General features: G+C 62.7%; 19 protein-coding genes. 10 read left to right on the top strand and 9 right to left on the bottom strand.

Annotation, left to right across the window (positions count from 1 at the left end; all coding sequences use genetic code 11):
• The first annotated feature begins 159 nt into the window (after nt 1-159).
• From aztA to RFM41_RS30610, 6 genes are all read left to right on the top strand, one after another.
• The gene (aztA, locus tag RFM41_RS30635) at nt 160-993 is read left to right on the top strand and encodes a zinc ABC transporter ATP-binding protein AztA (RefSeq protein WP_320253043.1); all 834 of its coding nucleotides are present in this window, start codon (nt 160-162) and stop codon (nt 991-993) included.
• A complete protein-coding gene (gene aztB, locus RFM41_RS30630; protein ID WP_320253044.1) occupies nt 993-1,868 on the top strand; it encodes a zinc ABC transporter permease AztB in 876 nt (291 codons plus the stop codon). Before aztA ends, aztB begins: the two co-directional genes overlap by 1 nt.
• 31 nt (nt 1,869-1,899) lie before the next feature.
• Nucleotides 1,900-2,841, top strand: coding sequence for a zinc ABC transporter substrate-binding protein AztC (gene aztC, locus RFM41_RS30625; RefSeq protein ID WP_320253045.1), 942 nt, complete (start codon nt 1,900-1,902; stop codon nt 2,839-2,841).
• A gap of 118 nt (nt 2,842-2,959) precedes the next feature.
• Nucleotides 2,960-3,382, top strand: a complete 423-nt coding sequence (locus tag RFM41_RS30620; RefSeq protein WP_320253046.1) for a YeeE/YedE family protein — start codon at nt 2,960-2,962, stop codon at nt 3,380-3,382.
• A 3-nt stretch (nt 3,383-3,385) separates the two neighbouring features.
• Nucleotides 3,386-3,823, top strand: a complete 438-nt coding sequence (locus RFM41_RS30615) for a DUF6691 family protein (RefSeq protein WP_320253047.1) — start codon at nt 3,386-3,388, stop codon at nt 3,821-3,823.
• Between the two features lie 74 nt (nt 3,824-3,897).
• The gene (locus RFM41_RS30610; RefSeq protein ID WP_320253048.1) at nt 3,898-4,236 is read left to right on the top strand and encodes a protein tyrosine phosphatase family protein; all 339 of its coding nucleotides are present in this window, start codon (nt 3,898-3,900) and stop codon (nt 4,234-4,236) included.
• Here RFM41_RS30610 and RFM41_RS30605 read toward each other — a convergent pair.
• Nucleotides 4,233-4,700 (bottom strand): Lrp/AsnC family transcriptional regulator, encoded by a 468-nt coding sequence (locus RFM41_RS30605; RefSeq protein WP_320253049.1) that lies wholly within the window; start codon nt 4,698-4,700, stop codon nt 4,233-4,235. The two genes, RFM41_RS30610 and RFM41_RS30605, sit on opposite strands and share 4 nt — an antisense overlap.
• 138 nt (nt 4,701-4,838) lie before the next feature.
• Between RFM41_RS30605 and hppD the strand changes: the two genes are divergently transcribed.
• The 3 genes from hppD (at nt 4,839) to RFM41_RS30590 (ending at nt 6,612) form a co-directional block, all read left to right on the top strand.
• Nucleotides 4,839-5,954: a 4-hydroxyphenylpyruvate dioxygenase gene (hppD, locus tag RFM41_RS30600; protein WP_320253050.1), complete on the top strand. Its 1,116-nt coding sequence runs from the start codon at nt 4,839-4,841 to the stop codon at nt 5,952-5,954.
• 64 nt (nt 5,955-6,018) lie between these two features.
• Nucleotides 6,019-6,246, top strand: a complete 228-nt coding sequence (locus tag RFM41_RS30595; protein WP_320253051.1) for a type II toxin-antitoxin system Phd/YefM family antitoxin — start codon at nt 6,019-6,021, stop codon at nt 6,244-6,246.
• A gap of 9 nt (nt 6,247-6,255) precedes the next feature.
• A complete protein-coding gene (locus RFM41_RS30590; protein WP_320319329.1) occupies nt 6,256-6,612 on the top strand; it encodes a type II toxin-antitoxin system VapC family toxin in 357 nt (118 codons plus the stop codon).
• Between the two features lie 134 nt (nt 6,613-6,746).
• Here RFM41_RS30590 and RFM41_RS30585 read toward each other — a convergent pair whose 3' ends face one another.
• From RFM41_RS30585 to hmgA, 6 genes are all read right to left on the bottom strand, one after another.
• Nucleotides 6,747-7,073 (bottom strand): BrnA antitoxin family protein, encoded by a 327-nt coding sequence (locus RFM41_RS30585; RefSeq protein ID WP_320253052.1) that lies wholly within the window; start codon nt 7,071-7,073, stop codon nt 6,747-6,749.
• Entirely contained in the window at nt 7,060-7,317 is a 258-nt protein-coding gene (locus RFM41_RS30580; protein ID WP_320253053.1) for a BrnT family toxin, read from the bottom strand. The genes RFM41_RS30585 and RFM41_RS30580 overlap by 14 nt, the downstream gene beginning before the upstream one ends.
• A gap of 69 nt (nt 7,318-7,386) precedes the next feature.
• Nucleotides 7,387-7,923, bottom strand: a complete 537-nt coding sequence (locus RFM41_RS30575) for a DinB family protein (protein WP_320253054.1) — start codon at nt 7,921-7,923, stop codon at nt 7,387-7,389.
• Nucleotides 7,924-7,940: 17 nt separating this feature from the next.
• Complete coding sequence (locus RFM41_RS30570; RefSeq protein ID WP_320253055.1) at nt 7,941-8,954, bottom strand: fumarylacetoacetate hydrolase family protein; 1,014 nt, start codon at nt 8,952-8,954, stop codon at nt 7,941-7,943.
• Nucleotides 8,951-9,838, bottom strand: a complete 888-nt coding sequence (locus tag RFM41_RS30565) for an MBL fold metallo-hydrolase (protein ID WP_320253056.1) — start codon at nt 9,836-9,838, stop codon at nt 8,951-8,953. The genes RFM41_RS30570 and RFM41_RS30565 overlap by 4 nt, the downstream gene beginning before the upstream one ends.
• Before the next feature lie 10 nt (nt 9,839-9,848).
• Complete coding sequence (gene hmgA, locus RFM41_RS30560; RefSeq protein WP_320253057.1) at nt 9,849-11,162, bottom strand: homogentisate 1,2-dioxygenase; 1,314 nt, start codon at nt 11,160-11,162, stop codon at nt 9,849-9,851.
• Between the two features lie 129 nt (nt 11,163-11,291).
• Between hmgA and RFM41_RS30555 the strand changes: the two genes are divergently transcribed.
• On the top strand, nt 11,292-11,735 hold the full coding sequence (locus RFM41_RS30555) for a MarR family winged helix-turn-helix transcriptional regulator (RefSeq protein ID WP_320253058.1): 444 nt from the start codon (nt 11,292-11,294) through the stop codon (nt 11,733-11,735).
• 207 nt (nt 11,736-11,942) lie between these two features.
• Here the strand turns inward: RFM41_RS30555 and tdh are convergent, their stop codons facing one another.
• Nucleotides 11,943-12,977 carry an L-threonine 3-dehydrogenase gene (tdh, locus tag RFM41_RS30550; RefSeq protein ID WP_320253059.1) on the bottom strand — a complete coding sequence of 345 codons (1,035 nt, stop codon included), beginning with the start codon at nt 12,975-12,977 and terminating at the stop codon, nt 11,943-11,945.
• A 218-nt stretch (nt 12,978-13,195) separates the two neighbouring features.
• The gene (locus RFM41_RS30545; protein ID WP_320253060.1) at nt 13,196-14,383 is read right to left on the bottom strand and encodes a glycine C-acetyltransferase; all 1,188 of its coding nucleotides are present in this window, start codon (nt 14,381-14,383) and stop codon (nt 13,196-13,198) included.
• Nucleotides 14,384-14,547: the final 164 nt, after the last annotated feature.

Below are 14,547 nucleotides of genomic sequence, written 5' to 3'. Positions count from 1 at the left end.
CGGCGGGCGCGAAACCAATTGAGCCAATTGTCTGGTCCTGAACGGCCGGCCTACACGGCGAGTTGACCGCGCGTGACACAATTCCGCCGGGCCGCCATGTTGACTAATGTAATAACATCACATATCGACGACGCATTCGATTTCGCGGACCGACGTCTCATGACCAATGCCTGCCTGACCTTCCGCGACCTGACGCTTGGCTACGGCAGCCATCCGGCGATCCATCATTTGAACGGCATCGTCCGCAAAGGCTCGCTGACCGCCGTGGTCGGCGCCAATGGTTCGGGCAAGTCGACGCTGATGAAGGGCATCGTCGGCGTGCTGAAGCCGATGGAAGGCGCGGTGGTCCGCATGCAAGGCGTGCGCACCGCCTATCTGCCGCAGCAGTCGGAGCTCGACCGTTCCTTTCCGGCGCGTGTCGTCGACCTGGTCTCGCTCGGGCTCTGGCCGAAGCGCGGCATGCTCGGGCGCTACACCAAGGAAGACTGCGAGTCCGTCAGCAAGGCGCTGATGGCGGTCGGGCTCGGCGGCTTCGAGAAGCGGCCGATCGACACGCTGTCCGGCGGCCAGTTGCAGCGCACGCTGTTCGCCCGCGTGCTTTTGCAGGACGCCGACCTCATCCTGCTCGACGAGCCGTTCAACGCGGTCGACGCCAAGACGGTCGGCGACCTCATCCAGCTCATCAAACGCTGGCATGGCGAGGAACGCACGATCATGGTCGTGGTGCACGATCTCGATCTGGTGCGGCAGAATTTCCCGGAGACGCTGCTGCTCGCGCGCCAGCCCGTCGCCTGGGGCAACACGAAGGAAACGCTGCGGCCGGAAAACCTGCTCAAGGCGCGGCGCTTCCACGAGGCGTGGGAAGAGAACGCGCCCTGGTGCGAGCCGAGCGGACATGATCACGCCCATGACGACGATGGGCACGACCATCATGATCATGCGCATGATCACCATCATGACCATCAGCATGGCTCTGGACCGAGGGCGGCGTGATGGATTTCCTCTACGGCCTGCTCATCGAACCCTTCGCCGATTTCGCCTTTATGCAGCGGGCGCTGTTCGGCTCGCTGATGCTGTCGCTCGGCGCCTGCCCGGTCGGCGTCTTCCTGATGCTCAGGCGCATGAGCCTGTCGGGCGATGCGATGGCGCATGCCATCCTGCCGGGCGCGGCGGCCGGCTTCCTGCTCTATGGGCTCGAGATCCTGCCGATGACCGTCGGCGGGCTGATCGCCGGCATCGTCGTCGCGCTCGGCGCGGGCGCCGTCTCGCGCTTCACCATCCAGCGCGAGGACGCCTCGATGGCGGCCTTCTACCTCATCTCGCTGGCCGTCGGCGTGCTGATGGTGTCGATCCGCGGCTCCAGCGTCGACCTCATGCATGTGCTCTTCGGCACGGTGCTCGCGCTCAACAATGAGGCACTGATCCTGATCGGCGGCATCGTCGTGGTGACGCTTGCCTGCCTCGCCATCTTCTGGCGCGCGCTTGTCGCCGAATGCCTCGACCCGCTGTTCTTGCGCTCGGTGAGCCGCATGGGCAGCCCGGTGCATTTCATCTTCCTGGGGCTGGTCGTGCTCAACCTCGTCGGCGGCTTCCAGGCGCTGGGCACGCTGCTCTCGGTCGGGCTGATGATGCTGCCCGCCGCCGCCGCCCGCTTCTGGACGGTGCGTGTCGAGCCGATGTGCGTATTGGCGGTGCTGATCGGCTTTGGCTCCTGCGTTGCCGGGCTGCTTTTGTCCTATCACGCGTCGCTGCCCTCCGGCCCGGCGATCATCCTTTCGGCCGGCGTCATCTATTTCTGCTCGATCCTGTTCGGCACGCGCGGCGTGCTGCGCGCCCGCATCGTGCATCACCGACACCGGACTGCCTGATCCCAATCCCCAAGCAAGGAGACCGTCCCCAATGTTGAAATCCTTCCATGCCGCTTTGGCGTTGAGCGTTATAACATTAAGCGCATTCGCAACCTCGTCGGCCTTCGCGGCGCCGCTCAAGGTCGTGGCGAGCTTCACCGTCATTGCCGATTTTGCCAAAAATGTCGGCGGCGACCGCGTCAACATCACCACCATCGTCGGCCCGGACGGCGACGCGCATGTCTATGAGCCGAGCCCGGCTGACGCTGTGGCGATGGCCAAAGCCGACGTGGTGCTGGTAAACGGCCTGCATTTCGAGGGTTTCCTGCAGCGCCTGGTCGACGCTAGCGCCACCAAGGCTGCGATCGTGACGCTGACCAAAGGCATCACCCCGATCGACTTCAAGCCGGAATTCGCCGATGCGGACGCCGCCGAAGGCGCAGGCACCGGCGGCGGCAAGACCGTCACCGACCCTCATGCCTTCCAGTCGATTGCCAACGCCAGGATCTATGTGAAGAACATCGCCGAGGCGTTCTGCGCAGCCGACAGCGAAGGCTGCGACAGCTACAAGGCCAACGCAGCCGCCTACACCACCAAGCTCGATGCGCTGGAAGGCGAAGTGAAAGCGGCAATCCAGTCGATCCCCGAAGCGAAGCGCGTCGTCATCACCTCGCATGACGCCTTCGGCTATTTCGAGCACGAATACGGGCTGACCTTCCTCGCGCCGCAAGGCATTTCGACCGATTCCGAACCGTCGGCCGCCGATGTCGCCAAGCTGGTCGAACAGGTCAAGCAAGACAAGGCGGCGGCGATCTTCGTGGAAAACATCACCAATCCGCGGCTGATCGAGCAGATCGCCGGCGAGACGGGCATCAAGGTGGGCGGGACGCTCTATTCGGACGCGCTTTCGGGGTCGGACGGCCCAGCCTCGACCTATATCGACATGATGCACAACAACATCACTCAGATCAAAGGCGCGATCCTGGGGAGCTGAGCTCAACCCAGGCGCGGAAACGGTCACTCCCTCCGGCCGGACCAAGTTCCGGCTGGATTCGCGTACGGAAATGTCTATCTGCTGAACAGCGGTTAACGCAATTCGGATTGGCTTTTCCATGACTGACTTCACGCCTCTCCAGTCTCTGCTTGGCGGCGCCCTCATCGGCCTGTCGGCGGTGCTGCTCATGGCTTTGCACGGCCGCATCGCCGGCATGACCGGCATCTTGACCGGCGTCATCCCGCCGCTGTCGGCCGACTGGCAGTGGCGCGCCGTGTTTCTCGCAGGCGCTATCGCCGCTCCCCTGCTCCTGGTGCTTGCCGGCAAGCAGATCCCGTTCAGCGTGCCGGTCCCAACGGCCGCGCTCGTCGTGGGCGGCTTCCTGGTCGGCATCGGCGTGCATTTCGGCGGCGGCTGCCCGAGCGGGCACGGCATTTGCGGCATCGCGCGGTTGTCGCCTCGCTCGTTCGTCGCGGTCGCCACCTTCATGGCCACCGCCTTTGTCACCGTCTTCATCATCCGCCACGTGATGGGAGGCTGACCCATGCGCAAACTCGTCTCGGCCTTCCTGATCGGTGGGATTTTCGGTCTGGGCATCGCTGTTTCGGGCATGATCAATCCGGCGAAGGTGCTGAACTTCTTCGACATCGCCGGCACCTGGGACCCGAGCCTGATCTTCGTGATGGGCGGCGGCCTGGCGGTCGCCTTCGTCGGTTACCGGCTCGTGTTCAGCCAGCGCGAGGCGCCGATGTTCGAGAGTGCCTTTGCCCTGCCAACCAAAAGCACCATCGACCGACAACTGGTCGGCGGCGCTGCTGTCTTTGGCATCGGCTGGGGCATTGCCGGCTTTTGTCCCGGGGCCTCAATTCCGGCGCTCGGCCTTGGCTATTCGTCGACGCCGGTCTTTGTCGCGGCGGTCATCGCCGGTATCGTCGTGGCCCGCTTCGCCCGAACCCGGTTCGCTCAGCCGGCCTCCGCGTAGCAGCAGTTGCCGGACCGCTCGGAGAGTGGCAAAACATCGGCCAAGCCACGAGGCACCAAACTTGCGAGGACATCATGGAATACCGCCAGATCAGTGACGACTATTCGGTCTCCGGCCAGATCCAGCCCGAGGACATCGCCGCCATCAAGGATGCCGGCTTCAAGAGCGTGATCTGCAACCGGCCGGACGATGAGCAGCCGGGCCAGCCCGCTGCCAGCAGCATTCAGGCCGCGGCCGAGGCGGCCGGGCTTGGCTTCCGCTACATTCCGGTCATCAGCGGCCAGATCACCATGGACAATGTCGAGGACCAGGCCGAAGCGCTGGACGAGCTCGAAGGGCCGGTGTTCGCCTATTGCCGTTCAGGCGCGCGCTGCACCAACCTTTATGGGCTGATCCAGCAGCAGCGGGGTTAAATCGGCAGCGCGCCGGTTTCCTTCAGCGTCTCCAGCACGATCGCCGTCTTCACGTGCTGCACGGATTCGTGCGGCAGGAGCACACCGTTGACGAACTCCGACAGTGACTTGAGGTCAGGCGTCACTACCTTCAGGATGTAATCCATCTCACCGGTCAGCGCATGCGCCTCCTGCACCTCAGGCAGGCGGGCGACCAGTTCGCCGAAGCGCCGCGCATTGTCTCGGTTGTGGGTGGCCAAGGTCACCGAGATGACGTTGACCAGCGAAAAGCCCAGACGATCGCGGTCGAGCACGGCGCGATAGCCCTTGATATAGCCGTCCTCCTCCAGCCGCAGACGGCGGCGCGAGCATTGTGAGGGCGACAGGTTCACGCGCTCCGCCAAATCGTTGTTGGTATAGCGCGCATCGTCCTGCAAAAGCGCCATTATCTTGCGGTCAAATTGATCGAGGCGCGCATCATCCATGGATTCTTCTCCATTCATGCATGGTTTGCGCACATGATGCGCATTTCAAGCGGTTGAATGCAAGCACCGTGCGGAGGTCTCGGGCTAGCATGGTGAAAGATGGTCGAGTCCGGCCAAAACAGCTTTCGGAGAACTGCCATGGGCCCCTTCCCGCACGACGCCCCGCCCGCCAAGATCAGCAAGCAGAACCCCGCCGGTACCGACGGCTTCGAATTCGTCGAGTTCGCGCATCCGGAGCCCGCCAAGCTCGCCGAGCTTTTCACCCGCATGGGCTATGTCGCGGTGGCGAAGCATCGGACCAAGGACATCACCGTCTGGCGGCAGGGCGACATCAACTATGTCGTCAATGCCGAGCCCGGCTCGCATGCGATGAAGTTCGTCGAGAAGCACGGCCCCTGCGCCGCCTCGATGGCGTGGCGCGTGGTCGACGCCAAGCACGCTTTCGACCATGCGGTGTCGAAGGGCGCGACGCCCTATGAAGGCACAGACAAGGCGCTCGATGTGCCGGCCATTGTCGGCATCGGCGGCTCGCTCCTCTATTTCATCGAGGCCTATGGTGAAAAAGGTTCGGCCTATGACGCCGAGTTCGAGTGGCTGGGCGAGCGCGACCCGAAGCCTGAAGGCGTCGGCTTCTATTTTCTCGACCACCTCACCCACAATGTCTATCGCGGCAACATGGACAAATGGTGGGACTTTTATCGCGACCTGTTCGGTTTCAAGCAGATCCATTTCTTCGACATCGACGGCAAGATCACCGGCCTTGTCAGCCGCGCCATCACCTCGCCCTGCGGCAAGATCCGCATTCCGCTGAACGAGTCCAAGGACGAGACCAGCCAGATCGCCGAGTATCTGAAGAAGTACAATGGCGAAGGCATCCAGCATATCGCGGTCGGCACCGACGCCATCTACGAGGCCACGGACAAGCTTGCCGCCAACGGGCTGAAATTTATGCCCGGCCCGCCCGACACCTATTACGAGATGTCGCATGAGCGCGTGCACGGCCATGACGAGCCGATCGAGCGCATGAAGAAGCACGGCATCCTCATCGACGGCGAAGGCGTGGTCGATGGCGGCATGACCAAGATCCTGCTGCAGATCTTCTCGAAAACCGTCATCGGCCCGATCTTCTTCGAATTCATCCAGAGGAAGGGCGACGAAGGTTTTGGCGAGGGCAATTTCCGCGCGCTGTTCGAGTCGATCGAACAGGACCAGATCAAGCGCGGTGTGATCAAGCTGGGCGGCAAGGCAGCGTAGGCATCGAACATTTTTGCTTCCCGGCCTCTTATGACCTAAATTATGGTCATAAGAGGTACGATGAATGAATGTTCCGATGGCGAAAGCGAAAGCCCAACTCGCCGAGTTGGTTAAGCGTGCCCAAGCTGGCGAAGAGATTCATCTCACACGGCATGGAGAGATTGTCGCTACCTTGAGCGCTCCCGCCCGAACTGGCGAAAGCAAAGGGCTGTTTGGGGCTCTGAAAGGCCAAACTCGGATATCGGACGATTTTGATGAACTCGGTCCCGAATGGGACGAGTACATTAAATGAGCCGCAAATATCTGGTCGACACTTATATCCTGCTCTGGGTGCGCCGATTCACGTCTTTCAGATCACCATCGCGACATCTTTCTCAGGGGCGAGGATGTAGTTGTCAGCGCGATCTCGGTGGCAGAAATCGCCATTAAGAAATCACTCGGCAAAGTCACGCTCACAGCCAACATCGTGGACATCTTGCGGTCGAACGGGATACCAATCCTGAGCGTAAACGAACAGCACGCGGCGAGACTTGAACACTTGCCGTTCCATCATCGCGATCCCTTCGACCGCCTGCTCATCGCGCAGGCTCAAATTGAAGGCCTGACGATGGTCACCGCGGATCGGCATTTCTCAGCCTACGACGTTGCGTTGGTCTGATCATCCAGCACCAGCCGCTTGATCTCACCTTCCTCAGCTTGATGTCGCGGTCGGGTAGGAATTCGCCCTTGCGGCGGCGCGACTGAAGTGGGTGGCGCGCCACGCCATTGGCGTTGATGCGATGGTGTTTGGAGCTACTTTTGCAGGCCGGCGGCTTTGCGCAGGATGTCGTTGATCCGGCTCTGCCAGCCGGGTCCGCCGGCACGGAAGCGGGCAATCACGTCGCTATCGAGCCGTAGCGTCACCTGCTTCTTCGGATTGTCGAGCGCCGGCCTGCCACGCGATCGGCGGATGCTTTCGGCAAGGTCGGGGAAGACCTCGGTGAAGGGACGAGCGTTTCGAAAGTCCTCCTCGGTCCACTCGGGATTGTCTGAAACGGCGTCCCAATCTTCCTTCGTGAAGCCCTTGCCTGGCTGGAATTCCTGGTCCGGCTTCGTGATGTTCAGCTTAGACTTTGCCATCAAACAATCTTCTTTCCGCCTGGTTGGCCGGGCGCATCGAAATTATCGAAATGCCCTCGGAGCCAAGCCGGGCAAAGACCACCGCAACGACCCCGCCAACAAGTCGACCGATCGCCATAAAGCGTCTAGCCTTGGCCGTTCGGATTGTCGACGTGAGAAAGAATCCGTCGTCCAGAGCGGCAAAATCCAGCCCGTGCTTCTCGATGTTGGCCAGCCGCTTCGGCTCATCCCAAACGATCTTCATGAATTTATGTACCTACAATAATTAAGTCAATAATTTTCGTAACTACAATAATTTTTCAGGTCGTCTCGTTCACAACCCCAGCCGCTCGACCTCATCCTTTCTGAGCTTGACGTCATAGTCGAGCAGGAACTCATCCAGTTGCGGCGGCGGAACGGAAGTGCCGGAGAGCATCGCGTGCACCTGGCCGCGATGGTGGATGTCGTGCAGAAACACATGGGCGAGAATGTCGCCGATCCTTTCGGGGATCATGCCGTCCTCGCGGCGGTCGGTGATGACGCGGCGATCGAGATCGGCTTCGGAGAGGCCATCGCAGAAGGCAATCAGCCTGCGGTCGAAATCGGCTTGCGCCGCCGCAAGGCTCGCCACGTCGTCGAACGGCACGAAGGTGTCGTATGCTGCGGCACCCAGGCCGCCATCGGTCAGGAAATCGAGATAGAGACGGTCGACCGCGAGGATGTGGTTGAGCGTCTCCTTGATCGAAGGGAAGAAGCTGGTGCGCTTGCTCTCGAACTCGCCGGGCTGCATCGCCAGCACGGCACGGTAGAGCCTGTCGTTCGACCACAGATTGTTTCGCGCCATGCGGCGCAGATGCCCGAGCAGGGTCATCGGGTCGTCCTCCTCGCTCAGCTCTCGTATTTCTCGACCTTCTGTTCGATGGCGCCGAAGATCGAGTGGCCGGCCTTGTCCTTCATCTCGATGCGCACTGTGTCGCCGAAATGCAGGAAGGGCGTCTTCGGCTCACCTGTCTCGATGGTCTCGATCATGCGCAGCTCGGCGATGCAGGAATAGCCGGCGCCACCCGCCGCAACCGGCTTGCCCGGCCCGCCATCGAGCTTGTTGGAGACGGTGCCCGAACCGATGATGGTGCCGGCGGCGAGCGGCCGGGTCTTGGCGGCATGCGCGATCAGCGCCGGAAAGTCGAAGGTCATGTCGACGCCGGCATTGGCGCGGCCGAAGGGCTTGCCGTTTACGTCGACCAGCAGCGCGAGATCGACTTTGCCGCCGTCCCAGGCCTCGCCCAACTCATCCGGTGTCACTGCGACGGGCGAGAAGGCGGATGACGGTTTCGATTGGAAGAAGCCGAACCCTTTTGCCAGTTCCGGGCCGGTGACGGCGCGCAGCGTGACATCGTTGACCAGCATCACCAGCCGGATCGCTTCCCGCGCCTCGTCCGGACCGGCGCCCATAGGCACGTCGTCTACAATGACGGCAACTTCGGCCTCCATGTCGATGCCGAAGGCTTCGTCCGCCATGCGGATCGGGTCGCGCGGCGCGATGAACGAGTCCGAACCGCCCTGGTAGATCAGCGGATCGGTCCAGAAGCTTGCCGGCATCTCGGCGCCGCGCGCCTTCCGCACAAGCTCGACATGGTTCACATAGGCCGAGCCGTCCGCCCATTGATAGGCGCGCGGCAGCGGCGAATGGGCATCGTGCTCATGAAACCGCGCCGAAGGGACCGCATTGGTCTCCAGCGATTCCGCCATGGCCGCCAGATGCGGCGCGATGCGGCGCCAGTCATCCAGCGCCGCCTGCAGCGTCGGCACCAGGAAGGAAGCGTCGGTGAACCGCGTCAGATCGCGCGAGACCACGACCAGCTTTCCGTCGCGCGTCCCGTTCTTCAAAGTGGCAAGCTTCATGCGGTTTCCTCTCCCGAAGCGGCGTTGTCGCCGGCTAAGTCCACAACAAGGCCATCGCGAGCGATCGTCAAGTCGCCTGCCCATGTTTTCCTGACGGCAGTGATCCAATCGGCCTCTCCGATCGCCGGATCGTCGGCCGGAATGAGATGGTTGAGCACCAGGCGCTTTACGCCGGCATCGCTGGCGATGCGGCCCGTCTCTTCGGCCAGGCTATGGCTGGCGAAGAGGTGCTCACGCAGCCGCACGCCGTTGCCGGTCCTGGCGACCAGCCGCTCGACGCCCGCCTCCAGCATGGCCTCGTGGACGAGAATGTCGGCGCCGCGCGCAAACTCGGCCAGCGGCGGAAAGAATGCCGTATCGGCCGAGAACACCACGCTTCTGCCGCCGAGTTCGAAGCGCAGCGCAAAGCAGTCGGTCACCGGCGGATGGTCGACACGCAACGCTGTCACCATCAGACCACGCTCCTCCAGCACCAGCCCTTCGCCGAACTCCTCGACCAAGACCAACTCGCGTATGTCCGGTCGGCCCTCGTCGACGATGCGTATATCGATGTCGAACTCCATCGCCCGGCAGAAATGCCGCCAGCAATGACTGGTGCCAGGCGGGCCGTAAACGGTCACCGGCGTCGCCAGGCCCGCCGTCCAGGCGGTGTGGATCAGCGGCCCGAGCTCCAGAATATGGTCCGAATGGAGATGCGTGATGAAGACAAGGTCGAGCGTCTTGAGGCTGATGCCGGCATCGACCAGGCCGCGCGTGACGCCCAGACCGCAATCCACGACAATGGTTCGTCCGCCAAGTTCCAGCAGTGAGGACGTCGGCCATGGACCGCCCGGCCGCAAAGCCGGGCCGCCCTTGGAGCCCAGAAGCACCAGCCGGTCATTCATCGGGCGTGCCTCAAGACCAGTCGCCCTCGGGCGTGCCGTTGAAGCGCTTCTTCAGCTCGGCCCAGCAGTCGATATAGTTCTCCTGCAAGGTGCCGAGTTCGGCGGCATAGCGCGTCAGCATCTGCGGAAAGCGGGTCTCGAACATGAAGGCCATGGTGTTGTCGAGCTTGACGGGCTTCAGCTCCGCGCGTGTCGCCTTCTCGAAGCCGGGAGCGTCCGGCCCATGCGCCAGCATCTGGTTGTGCAGGCTGATGCCGCCTGGCACGAAACCCTCCTCCTTGGCGTCGTACTGGCCGTGGATCAGGCCCATGAACTCGCTCATGATGTTGCGGTGGTACCAGGGCGGCCGAAACGTGTTTTCCGCCACAAGCCAGCGCGGCGGGAAGATGACGAAGTCGACATTGGCGGTGCCCGCCTCGCCGCTCGGCGCCGTCAGCACGGTGAAGATCGACGGATCCGGGTGGTCGAACAGGATGGCGCCGACCGGCGAAAACGTCGCCAGATCATATTTATAGGGCGCATAGTTACCGTGCCACGCGACCACATCCAGTGGCGAATGGCCGAGCTCGGTGACATGGAAAGTGCCGCACCATTTGACGATCAGCCGGCACGGCGTTTCCTTCTCCTCGAACCAGGCGCAGGGCGTCTTGAAGTCGCGCGGATTGGCCAGGCAGTTGGCGCCGATCGGGCCGCGGTCGGGCATGGTGAATTTCGCGCCGTAATTCTCGCAGACATAGCCGCGCGCCTCCTTGTCGGCGAGCTCGACCTTGAAGACGAGGCCACGCGGCAGCACGGCGATCTCACCGGGCCGAAGCTCGATCACACCCATCTCGGTGACGAAACGCAGCGCGCCGACCTGCGGCACAACCAGCAACTCGCCGTCGGCGTTGAAGAAATGATCGTCCACCATCGAGCGATTGGCGACATAGACATGCGCGGCCATGCCGGACTGGCCGACCGCGTCGCCGGCCGTGGTCATGGTGCGCATGCCGGAAATGAAGTCGGTCGGCTCGGAAGGCATCGGCGTCGGATTCCAGCGGTATTGGCCGAGCGCCAGCTCATGGTCGCCGATATTGGGCGCGGTTTTCCACATGGGGTAGCTCGCGCCCTTGAAACGGCCCGTATGTTTCACGCTCGGACGGATGCGATAGAGCCAGGAGCGCTCGTTGGTGCCGCGCGGCGCGGTGAAAGGCGAGCCTGAAAGCTGTTCCGCATAGAGCCCATAGGCCGGCCGCTGCGGCGAGTTGCGTCCCTGCGGCAGCGACCCGGGCAGCGTCTCGGTCTCGAAATCGTTGCCGAAGCCCGGCATGTAGGAAAAACCCATCCGATCCTCCCTGATCCCGGCTTGCAAGCGTCCAGAGACGTGTCCTGCCGGCGATGTTGACCAAACTGGTTTCATTTGTAACCATCGAAAATGTAACTATCAACGGCCGCGCTGCGCCGGGAGCGCCTCATGGAACAGGATATCCTCGAGCTGGAAAGCTTCCTGCCCTACCGGCTCTATCGGCTGGCCGACACCGTCAGCCGCGAGTTCTCGAAGATCTACAAGGATCGGCACGGCCTGACGCGGCCGGAATGGCGCACGCTCTCCGGCCTCGGCCAGCGCGGTACGATGACGGCGACCGAACTCGGCGAGCAGTCGGCTATGCACAAGACCAAGGTGTCGCGCGCGGTGGCTGAGCTGGAGCGGCGGCGCTGGCTTACACGCACGCCGGACGAGAATGATCGGCGTGTGGAGCATCTCACGCTGACCAAGGCGGGGCTCGCCGCCTACCGCGAGATGGTGCCGCTGGCGAAGGCGTTTGAGGGAGAGTTGCTGGGGAAGCTCGAGGCAGAGGAGCGCGCGGCGATCGTGAAGGGGGTGGCGGCGCTGGAGAGGGCGTTGGGGGGAAAGTAGGGCTGACAGGCCGCGGGACAGCGCGCCCCCTCTGTCCTGCCGGACATCTCCCCCACAAGGGGGGAGATCAGCTGTCGCGTCGGCTTTCGCCACTCTCCAACGTTGCAGGATTGAGTGGGGCGCCACAACTGCCAATCTCCCCCCTTATGGGGGAGATGTCCGGCAGGACAGAGGGGGCGCGAAGGAACTCGACGTCTCCCTAAGGCCCTACCAATCCATCACCACCTTACCCGAGCTGCCACTCCGCATCGCGTCGAACCCAACCTGGAAATCATCGATGCCGATGCGATGAGTGATCAGCCCCGACACATCCAGCGGCCCCTGCACCAAAGCGATCATCTTGTACCAGGTCTCAAACATCTCGCGGCCGTAGATGCCCTTCAGGTGCAGCATCTTGAAGATGACCTTGTTCCAGTCGATCTCGAAGCCGGTGGGCGCGATGCCGAGGATGGCGATCTTGCCGCCATTGTTCATGGTGTCGATCATGTCGCGGAAGGCGGGTGCGGCGCCCGACATCTCCAGCCCGACGTCGAAACCTTCGCTCATGCCGATCGAAGGCATGACGTCGCGCAGCTTTTCCTTCGAGGCATCGACGACATGCTGGACCCCGAGTTTTCGCGCTAGGTCCAACCGGACAGGATTGATGTCGGTGATGACGACTTTTCTGGCACCGACGCATTGCGCCACCAGCGCGCCCATGATGCCGATCGGCCCGGCGCCGGTGACCAGCACGTCCTCGCCGACCAGATCGAAGGACAATGCGGTGTGAACGGCATTGCCTAATGGATCGAAGATGGCGGCGATCTCATCCGGCACGTCGTCGGGGATTGGCACGACATTGTGCTGCGGGATCGCCATGTACTCGCCGAAGGCGCCGGGGCGGTTGACGCCGACGCCGAGCGTGTTGCGACACAGATGCCCCCTGCCCGCGCGGCAGTTGCGGCAATGGCCGCAGACGATATGGCCTTCGCCCGAGACGCGCTGGCCGACCTTGTATTCGGTGACCGCCGCGCCATAGTCGGCGACGGTGCCGACGAATTCGTGGCCGGTCACCATCGGCACCGGCACGGTCTTCTGCGCCCACTGATCCCAATTGTAGATATGGACGTCGGTGCCGCAGATCGCGGTCTTCCTGACCTTGATCAGCACGTCGTTGGGGCCGATCTCCGGCACCGGCACCTCTTCCATCCAGATGCCCGGCTCGGCCTTGGCCTTCACCAGCGCCTTCATCATGTTCGACATCAGGATCTCCCAACGCTGTAAAAGTTTGCGCTCTGTCGCGCCCCCCTCTGTCCTGCCGGACATCTTCCCCACTTGGGGGGAGATTGGACGTCACGAAGGCCTTCGCCAATCTCCAACGTCGAAGAAAGACGCCGGCGGCGAAACTGCCGATCTCCCCCCTTGTGGGGGAGATGTCCGGCAGGACAGAGGGGGGCGCCGTAGAGCAAAAACATCCGAAACTACCCAACCACACCAAGCTCGCGCCCAACTTCCCCGAACGCTTCGACCGCCCGGTCGATATCGGCGCTGGAGTGGGCGGCCGACATCTGCGTGCGGATGCGCGCCTGGCCCTTCGGCACCACCGGGAAGGAAAACCCGATGACATAGATGCCGCGCTTCAGCATGCGCTGCGCCATCTCCTGCGCCAGCGCAGCGTCGCCCAGCATCACCGGGATGATCGGATGATCGGCGCCGGCCAGCGTGAAGCCCAACTTGCCCATCTTGGAGCGGAACCGATCCGCATTGGCATACAGGCGTTGGCGCAACGCGTCGCCATGGCGGATCAGGTCGAACACCTTGATCGAGGCGCCGGCAATCGCCGGCATCAGCGTGTTGGAGAAGAGATAGGGCCGCGAGCGCTGGCGCAGCCAGTCGACCACCTGTCTCTTGCCCGAGGTGTAACCGCCGGAAGCGCCGCCCAGAGCCTTGCCGAGCGTCCCGGTGATGATATCCACCCTGCCCTCGACGCCGCAATGCTCGGCCGAGCCGCGGCCGTTCCTGCCGACAAAGCCGACCGCATGGCTGTCGTCGACCATGACCATGGCGTCGTATTTCTCGGCGAGATCGCAGACGCCTTTGAGATTGGCGATGATGCCGTCCATCGAGAACACGCCGTCGGTGGCGATCAGCCGGAAGCGGCAATCCTTCGCCTCCTTCAGCCGCGCCTCGAGGTCAGCCATGTCATTGTTGGCGTGGCGGAAGCGCTTGGCCTTCGACAATCTGACGCCGTCGATGATCGAGGCGTGGTTCAGCGCGTCCGAGATGATGGCGTCCTCCTCGCCAAGCAGCGTCTCGAACAGGCCGCCATTGGCGTCGAAGCAGGACGAGTAAAGGATGGTGTCCTCCATGCCGAGGAAGGAGGAGATCGTCGCCTCGAGTTCCTTATGCTCCTCCTGCGTGCCGCAGATGAAGCGCACCGAGGCCATGCCGTAGCCGTAGCGGTCGAGCGCATGCTTAGCCGCGTCGCGCAGATCCGGGCTGTCGGCGAGGCCCAGATAGTTGTTGGCGCAGAAATTCAGCACTTTCTGGCCAGCAACCTCGATCTCGGCGGATTGCATGGAGGAAATGACCCGCTCGGACTTGTAGAGCCCGGCCGATTTCAGGCCCTGGAGCTCGCTGTCGATGTGGGAAAGGAATGCTTTGCTCATGGTCCGGCCCTGTTCGGTTCGAGGCCGGACTGTCGCGCTATGGCTGCAAAAAATCCATCGCAAAAGCGACTGCTTCGGTGGCGTCGCGAAAGCCCGATCGCAATCCTTTGCGACGGTGCGACGGCAATGCGATCAAAAAAGAGGTATGCGGGAAAGCAGGTGAT

The sequence above is a fragment of the Mesorhizobium vachelliae genome (assembly GCF_033977325.1).
In the GTDB taxonomy this organism is placed as follows: Bacteria; Pseudomonadota; Alphaproteobacteria; order Rhizobiales; family Rhizobiaceae; genus Mesorhizobium; species Mesorhizobium vachelliae.
This window is presented reverse-complemented; position numbering and strand designations above follow the sequence as displayed.